Below are 4,945 nucleotides of genomic sequence, written 5' to 3'. Positions count from 1 at the left end.
GCACGTCCTGCGCGGCCGCAATCGCCGCGACCGGCGAAGCGGCGGCGAGCAGGCCCGCAAGCGCGAGCCGCAGCGCGTGCTGCGAGGAGAACAGGCGGCGACGCGTCCCGCCGCCCGGAGCGGCAGAGCGCCGCTCCGCAGGTTGCGTGCTCACTCCGCCTTGTCCGGGCCGAAGCCGGCGCGCAGCGGGAAGCCGTCAAGCAGCTGGCCGACGCGCTTGTCGGCGCCCTCGACCTCACGCGGGTCGCCGCCCATCGCGAGATCGGTGTTGAACCACACGACATCGCCGGTCGAAAGGTCGACCAGCCCGGCATAGCCGACATGGATGCCCGAAGGCACCATCACGCAGACCCCGATCAGGCAGCCGAGCATCCCCGCCGCCTGCGCCGCCTTGCGCCCGGCATCACCATAGGCGTCGTTGGTGAAGACGAACATCGCATAATCCGCACCCGTAGCCTCGCGCAGCTTCACGGTGCCCGGTCCGAGCGTCCAGTCGAGCGTGTTGACCTTGCGCGGGCGCGCACTGGGCGTCTTGGGATCGGAGACGAGCCTCTGCTTGGTCGCCAGAGTGTCGCCGACCGTGACGTGGGTGAAGATCGACGCCGACACGGCCTCGAACAGCGCCCGGTATTCGGTCAGCACCTCGGCGTTCTCGCCTTCAAGCTCGTCGACAAATTCGAGGCTGGCGTTGAGCGCCGTGGCCCGCTCGATCAGCTTGGCCTTGATATTGGCGCGCGCGGTCTCGGTCCAGTCGGCATTGGGCTCGATGATCCCGCCGGCCTTCTGCGAGCCGACGCTAACGTCGGGGCGGAAGACCACGATCTTCATGCTGCCATCGGCGGGGAAGACGAAACCCTCACGCGTGGTGTCCCCGGCGATGGCCGGTGCCGAAAAGGCCAGCATGCTTGCTCCGGCAAGAGCTATCACGCCCGCCCGCACGTTCTTCAAAATCATCGATTGCGCCCCCGATCTGATAATGCGGCATGAAATATCAGACGATTTCGAGCCCGCAACGGCTTTTTGGAAGCACAAGCATTTTTCGGCGCGCCGGGTCAGGCGCGCCACAGTCCGCTCAGATCTTGCCCCGCAAAGCCTGATAGGCGGCGGCCGCGACGGTATTGGCAAGGTTGAGCGAGCGGATCACCCCGGAGCGCATCGGCAGCTTGAACAGGCGGTCGGCGTGGCGCTCGATCACCGCGGGCGGGATGCCTTTGGTCTCCTGCCCGAAGACGAGAAAGGCATCATCGGGATAGTCGGGCTCGTAGAAGCTCCTCGCGCCGAATTCCTCGAACAGGAAGAGCTGGTCGGGCCGGGGCTCGCGCGCTTCGAGGAAGGCGTCCCAACTGGCATATTCGGTGAGCCTGACATGCGGCCAGTAATCGAGGCCCGAACGCTTCACCCGCTTGTCGTCGATGGCGAAGCCCAAGGGGTGGATCAGGATCAGCTCCATATCGAGCGCCACGCAGGTGCGCCCCACCGCGCCGGTGTTGCCGGGGATCTCGGGCTGGACGAGGATGATGGCGGTCATGGGGCAGGCTGCGCTTCCAGATAGGCCCGCAGCGCCGAGAAGTGCGAGAGGCCGGGCAGCAGCGTTACCTGCGGGCGCTCCGGCAGGGCGGCGGCCAGCGCTTCGGCCATGGCGGGCGGAGTCCAGTCGTCCGCGCTTCCCTGCCAGATCGCAACGGGCGCGCGCACCTTAGCCAGATCCGCGCACCAGTCGGTGACATAGGCGCGGATTTCGGACGCATAGCCGGCGCGGCTGTCGATCAGGCTGTGGCGAAGCGACTGCGCGAGGGCGGCGATGAAACGCGGATCGGCGGCAAGCGCGCGGTCCTCGCCCTTGGCCTTGGCCAACAGGGCGGCGGCCATCTTTCCGGGCGCGAGGCGGGCGACCTGTGCCTGCACCAGCGTCAGCGCGGCAAAGGGCACGGCGCCCGCCAGCGCCGCCCGGAACACCGGCGCGCCTGCCATCCCTCCTAGAAAGTCACCCAGCTGGAGCGGCGCGGCGGGGGAGACGAGGTCGATCCCCGCCACCCGCTCGCCCACCAAGGGCGCGACCCGCAGGGCTGCCGCCGCGCCGAGCGAGAAACCGACCAGCCGCAGCGGGCCTTCGGGCAAGCGGGCCGCTAACCCGTCGGCCAACCGCGCGAAGTCACCGCCACGCGCCGCCACATGGAACCCCGCCGCGCGCCCTGCGATCTCGGGCCCGAAGCCCGCAAGCTCCGCCGCCGATCCGGGCAGGCCGTGGAAATAGACCGTCTGAAGCGGGCTCCCGGTCATCGTGTCAGACCAGCTCGATCCGGGTCATCCGCCCGATCCGGTGCGCATCGACGAGCCGCGCGCCGTTGGGCTCGGGCATGGCGGACAGCGCGAGGATCTCGGCGTAGCGCCGCCACACATCCTCGGGCCGGCTGCGCCCGCTGATCGCATCGGTGCGCGGGACATTCTTGCGGGCGATGGCATCGACCAGCGACCACACCGTCTCCCAATTTCCCGAATAGCTGCCGCGATCGAAGAGGCTGATCATGCCGGCCCCGAACAGGGTCAGGCAACCGGCGGCGAAATCGACCTGCCACCACAGGATCGGCCCGCCGGCGAACCCCAACAATACCATCGCGCAGCCGAGCTTGCCGATTTCGGCATCGGGCATCGCCAGCCCGGTTTCGCGCGCGAGCCGCTTGGCAAGGCGCTTGGGCGACATGCGGGAGAGCCCTTTCAGCCGCGTCCCGGGCATGATCGATGCCCCCGGCTGCAACCGCTGAAAATTGCCGCGCAGGCGGAAGAACAGCATCGCGCTGTCGCACTTGTCGCCAGTCTCGCGCCCCGCGCGGCGGTACATGACTTCCTCGAACAGGTCTTCGGCGGTGAAGATCGTGTCGTGGTCATCGGGCGTGGAGACACCGAAGCTGCGCCCGACCAGATCGAGCGTGACCGCGGTGAATTCGTCCTCCTGGATCCGGATCGCGTCCAGCGACAAGGCCTACCCCAGCTTGGCCTTCAGCAGCTGGTTGACCACGGCCGGGTTGGCCTTGCCCTGCATCGCCTTCATCGTCTGGCCGACGAAGAAGCCGAACAAAGCCTCCTTGCCGCCTCGGTACTGTTCGACCTTGTCGGCGTTGGCGGCGATGATCGCATCGACCGCAGCTTCGATCGCGCCGGTGTCGGAGACCTGCTTCAGCCCTTCCGCGTCCGCAATTTCAGCGGGATCGCGGCCGGTCTTGAGGACTATTTCGAAAATCTCCTTGGCCTGCCCGCCGCTGATCTCCCCCTTGTCGGCCATGGCGAGGATGCTCGCCTGTGCGCTCGCCGTGGCGTGGGCGGGATCGGCGTCATCGCCGAGCGCCTTGATCACGCCGGGCGCGACCGAGAGCGACCAGTTGGCGACCTGTGTTGCGACCGCGGCGTCGCCCTTGCCGGTGGCTTTGGCGGTCTCGGCCAGCAGCGTCTCGAACCGCGCGAAGGTTTCGACCTCGGCGGTCAGCTCGCGGGCGTTGTAGGGGGTGAGGCCGAGCACCTCGACATAGCGCTTGCGCTTGGCGTCAGGCAGTTCGGGGAGCGAAGCGCGGCATTCGGCGAGGAAATCCTCCTCGAGCACCAGGGGCAAAAGATCGGGATCGGGGAAGTAGCGGTAATCGTGCGCATCTTCCTTCGAACGCATGGTGCGCGTGGTGCCGGTGCCGGGGTCGAACAGGCGGGTTTCCTGCACGATGCTGCCCCCGCTTTCGAGCACATCGACCTGGCGCATCGCCTCATGCTCGATCGCCTGCATGACGAAGCGCACCGAGTTGACGTTCTTGGTCTCGGTCCGGGTGCCCAGACCCTCGCCCACGCGGCGCACGCTGACATTGACGTCGGCGCGCATCGAGCCTTCTTCCATGTTGCCATCGCACGAGCCGACATAGCGCAGGATCGCCCGCAGCTTCCTGAGGTAAGCCCCTGCTTCGGCTGGCGAGGCCATGTCGGGGCGGCTGACGATCTCCATCAGCGCCACGCCCGAACGGTTGAGGTCGACATAGGACATGGTCGGGTGCTGATCGTGCATCAGTTTCCCTGCGTCCTGTTCGACATGGATGCGCTCGATACCGATCACCTTGTCGGCCTCGATCCCCGCCTTCTCGTCCGCCTCGATCAGCAGCGAGCCTTCGCCGACGATGGGGTGGTAGAGCTGGCTGATCTGGTAGCCCTGCGGCAGGTCGGCGTAGAAGTAGTTCTTGCGGTCGAACCGGCTCCACGCGTTGATCTGCGCCTCGATCGCCATCCCGGTGCGCACCGCCTGGCGGATGCATTCGCGGTTGGGCACGGGCAGCATGCCCGGCATTGCGGCATCGACAAGGCTGACCTGCGCGTTCGGCTCCGCACCGAAGGCGGTCGCGGCGCCGCTGAACAGCTTGGCGTTGGAGGTGACCTGCGCGTGGACTTCAAGGCCGATCACGACCTCCCATTCACCGGTTGCGCCCTGGATGCGGTAGTTGCTCATGTCTTGTCCTCGTCCTCGATCACCTTGCCATCCGGCCCGAAGCGCATCTCGCCGTGATCGACGTTCTTCCTTACCCAATTGGCGACCATGAATGTCACCGGCACCGCGAGGGCGATGCCGATCCCGGCAATGATGAGATCGATTTGGTCTGTCACTGCAAGTTCGTCCAGTTTCTTGCCATCTTTTTGTTCGAGATGCCCTGGTCCGACGGAGGCTCAGGCTTCAGCGTGCGCGCAGCCGAAACCAATGCGATTTCGACCTCAAGCACCGCCATTGCTCCTGCGCGTGACGAGCTGGACGGATTCGAGACCCTTCAGCACCCGGTACACGTCATCCCCGCAAGCATAAACGAGCGCGTTCTCGCCCAGCCAGCGAACGTGCGGATCGGCGCAGCCGTCGCCGGCCAGTCCGGGCGCGCTGTAGTCGACCAGATAGAATTGCTCGTTGAACCATCGCACGACCGTGTCT

7 protein-coding genes are annotated in these 4,945 nt (G+C 66.7%); all 7 read right to left on the bottom strand.

Annotation, left to right across the window (positions count from 1 at the left end; all coding sequences use genetic code 11):
• Nucleotides 1-150 precede the first annotated feature (150 nt).
• Nucleotides 151-954 carry a hypothetical protein gene (locus NBV68_RS17630; protein ID WP_296312403.1) on the bottom strand — a complete coding sequence of 268 codons (804 nt, stop codon included), beginning with the start codon at nt 952-954 and terminating at the stop codon, nt 151-153.
• Nucleotides 955-1,072: 118 nt separating this feature from the next.
• A complete protein-coding gene (locus tag NBV68_RS17625) occupies nt 1,073-1,528 on the bottom strand; it encodes a tRNA (cytidine(34)-2'-O)-methyltransferase (protein WP_296312402.1) in 456 nt (151 codons plus the stop codon).
• Nucleotides 1,525-2,280, bottom strand: a complete 756-nt coding sequence (locus tag NBV68_RS17620) for an alpha/beta hydrolase (protein WP_296312399.1) — start codon at nt 2,278-2,280, stop codon at nt 1,525-1,527. The genes NBV68_RS17625 and NBV68_RS17620 overlap by 4 nt, the downstream gene beginning before the upstream one ends.
• A 4-nt stretch (nt 2,281-2,284) precedes the next feature.
• On the bottom strand, nt 2,285-2,977 hold the full coding sequence (locus tag NBV68_RS17615) for a hypothetical protein (RefSeq protein ID WP_296312396.1): 693 nt from the start codon (nt 2,975-2,977) through the stop codon (nt 2,285-2,287).
• A gap of 3 nt (nt 2,978-2,980) precedes the next feature.
• Entirely contained in the window at nt 2,981-4,477 is a 1,497-nt protein-coding gene (gene gatB / locus NBV68_RS17610) for an Asp-tRNA(Asn)/Glu-tRNA(Gln) amidotransferase subunit GatB (RefSeq protein ID WP_296312393.1), read from the bottom strand.
• Complete coding sequence (locus NBV68_RS17605) at nt 4,474-4,632, bottom strand: glutamyl-tRNA amidotransferase (RefSeq protein ID WP_296312390.1); 159 nt, start codon at nt 4,630-4,632, stop codon at nt 4,474-4,476. Before NBV68_RS17605 ends, gatB begins: the two co-directional genes overlap by 4 nt.
• Nucleotides 4,633-4,737: 105 nt before the next feature.
• A partial coding sequence (locus tag NBV68_RS17600; protein WP_296312388.1) for a hypothetical protein occupies nt 4,738-4,945 on the bottom strand: 208 nt, incomplete at its 5' end.

It is taken from the genome of Erythrobacter sp. (genome assembly GCF_023653175.1).
In the GTDB taxonomy this organism is placed as follows: domain Bacteria; phylum Pseudomonadota; class Alphaproteobacteria; order Sphingomonadales; family Sphingomonadaceae; genus Erythrobacter.
Note: the sequence above shows the minus strand (reverse complement) of the source record. Positions and strands in the feature narration are given on the sequence as shown.